A 2,373-nucleotide genomic window follows, 5' to 3' on the forward strand; every position below is an offset into this window, starting at 1 on the left:
CAAAACCGAGCCTGCATCTCCACCAGCTCAAACTTCGACCACATCGGCAACACCTCTCAAAAATGGAGTGTTGCAACGACCAGTTGAATCCGCCGTTCCCCCTACGGACGTCCCGTCTGTCGCGAACATAGCGTTCCCCTGCAGACCGGGTGGGGTAGCCGTGGGACAAAATGGGGATGTTGCTGTTGCTCAGCCCGCGGGCAGCGAGGAAGAAATTTCCCGTTCGCGTGACGACAGGGCGGCGATCGAGTCCATCCAACGGACTCTGGTTGGGACGGAGTTGATGGTTCGTATTCGAAGTCGCGATCCGACATGCCAGGCGCCCAAGTTCAGAAGAATGCCGCATCGGGCAGCAAAGGCTCCCGTGTCGGCTGATTTGAGCTCGGGCGCCTGAGAGAGTAGAGCATGAGTCAATCTGAAGACGGAAGAAGATTACGCGCTGACCCGGCAAGACGTTCGGTGAAATATTTGGCCGTTCTCTCGGTTGTGTGCTTCCTTCCCGGCGTTCCGATTCTGATCTTCGAAGCAGGAACAACGCACATTGGTGCCGTACTCACCATTTCCGGTGTGATCTTCCTATCAACGTACGAACTAATCCGCGCCACCGCTGGCCGGTTGTGAGTTCTTGACCCGGTCAGTGCACTGACCGAAGAGTCTGATTCAGGAGGACGTGAAATCAAGCGCCTCCCAACTAGATGGTCGAAAACAACTCACTGAGTATCCAGTTCAATGGCGGCGGCAAAGTCAGCGGCGGGCTTGAAGATTGCGCGTCCCGCAGGGGGTTCCCCCTACGCCCCGCACTTGCCACCTCGTCTGGTGCAGTGTTTCCGCTGCTCGATCGTGGTTCTTCGCAGACACCACTAACTGATTTCTGCTCGTCACTAAGCAGCAGATGATCCGGCCGGCTGGCGGTTGGTCGAGTTGGCTGTCCCGCGCCACCCGATGGCGATGCTCCAGCTTGCGAAGCCGACCGTCGCAAGTCCAGATACCAGAGCAAGGACTCGCACGATGTCCGTGCTTGCGCCAGCATCTATGGCGGCCAGGACCAATTCTGGATTGATCAGCTCACCCCGTCCAAGGAGTGTGGCGATGAGACTCATGAACAAGATAGCCAAAGTGGTATTTATAATCGCCATGCGGGTGGTCCACCGGCCGACGGTCAAGATCCTGACTGACAATACTGCTTGTGCCGCTATCAAGGTGAACAGGCCGCTGATCGCCCAGGGCCACAGATCGGGGTTGAGGATCGCGATCGGTTCGGCGTTCAGCCGCGCAAAGCCGGCGAAGGTATCCCAGCACACCGCTACCGCCAAGAGAGTAAGGCCGGCGAGCGAGGCAACGGAGTTGGCGCGGTCGACATTGCTACGTGGATGATCCGGCAGGCGATCCACATTCCAGCGACCTCTGGTGGTGGCGCCGAGGCGCTCTAGGACGGCGAAGAGGACGGTCACCCAGAATGCGACATGCACTGCGGCGGAGAGGCTCATGGTGATTCCAGCAGCGATGATCTCACCGATGGAATCGTTCGAGAAGGATTCCACCAGGGCGGCACCTATGAAAGTGATCGACGGAACGATTGCGAGAAGGATCACGAGTAGCCGCAGCCAGGTGAGGTAGTGCCGTGGGCCGATGAGGTGCAGTGACCGGTCGGCGTAGCCGGCGGCGAGGAGTGCGGGGTCGCCGAGCTCGGTCAACACCGCACGTTCGGCATCCGCTCGTTCTATGCCTTGTTCGACTCGCGCGTCGATTGCGTCGGCGATGGAGCCTTCGAGCTCGGCCCGAACGTCACTCTCCGATGCTGCGCCGAGGTTCTTCGTCGTCGCGGTGATGTAGCGCTGGGTGAGTGTGGTGGTCATTTCAGTTCTCCGATGCGGTGAGGGACGCGATCGCGGTGGAGAGCGATCGCCATTCGGCAGTGAGGGTCGTGGCGAGAAGGGTGCCGGCGTCTGAGGTGCGATAGAACTTCCGTGGCCTGGCCTCGTCGGTGTTCCATTCGCTGGTGAGGTAGCCCTGCTTTTCGAGCCGGCGTAACAGCGGATAGAGCGTGTTGGCATCCGTGCTGAAACCGCGCTGGGCGAGCTCTTCGAGGAGCTTGTAGCCGTAGCCCGCTGTTTGAAGGATCTGCAGGCAGGCGAGCACGACGGTTCCCCGGCGCACCTCCTGCAGGTGGGTGTCGAGGGATACGCGATCGGTCATGCCGCTCACGTTACTGTGTGCCACACACTATTGTCAAACATGCCCACCACTGCGTTGCCGGTGCACCGTCCCGGTTAGGGTTCGGCGGATTCAACTGGTCGTTGCAACACTCCATTTTTGAGAGGTGTTGCCGATGTGGTCGAAGTTTGAGCTGGTGGAGATGCAGGCTCGGTTTTG

The 2,373-nt window shown here is 59.6% G+C and carries 3 protein-coding genes; 1 reads left to right on the forward strand and 2 read right to left on the reverse strand.

Annotated features, from left to right (window positions below; translation table 11 throughout):
* Positions 1-405 precede the first annotated feature (405 nt).
* Positions 406-621: a hypothetical protein gene (locus tag BLS91_RS20115; RefSeq protein WP_140426012.1), complete on the forward strand. Its 216-nt coding sequence runs from the start codon at positions 406-408 to the stop codon at positions 619-621.
* Between the two features lie 260 nt (positions 622-881).
* On the opposite strand, the gene BLS91_RS19380 is transcribed toward BLS91_RS20115, so the two are convergent.
* Positions 882-1,856, reverse strand: a complete 975-nt coding sequence (locus BLS91_RS19380; protein ID WP_092342711.1) for a permease prefix domain 1-containing protein — start codon at positions 1,854-1,856, stop codon at positions 882-884.
* Between the two features lies 1 nt (position 1,857).
* Complete coding sequence (locus tag BLS91_RS19385; protein ID WP_092342712.1) at positions 1,858-2,196, reverse strand: PadR family transcriptional regulator; 339 nt, start codon at positions 2,194-2,196, stop codon at positions 1,858-1,860.
* Positions 2,197-2,373: the final 177 nt, after the last annotated feature.

Origin of the sequence: Cryobacterium flavum (genome assembly GCF_900103805.1) — a bacterium.
GTDB lineage: Bacteria > Actinomycetota > Actinomycetes > Actinomycetales > Microbacteriaceae > Cryobacterium > Cryobacterium flavum.

Coding starts and splice junctions, on each gene's coding strand:
- BLS91_RS20115 (WP_140426012.1), top strand. CDS start 406: ATGAGTCAATCTGAAGACGGAAGAAGATTACGCGCTGACCCGGCAAGA.
- BLS91_RS19380 (WP_092342711.1), bottom strand. CDS start 1,856: ATGACCACCACACTCACCCAGCGCTACATCACCGCGACGACGAAGAAC.
- BLS91_RS19385 (WP_092342712.1), bottom strand. CDS start 2,196: ATGACCGATCGCGTATCCCTCGACACCCACCTGCAGGAGGTGCGCCGG.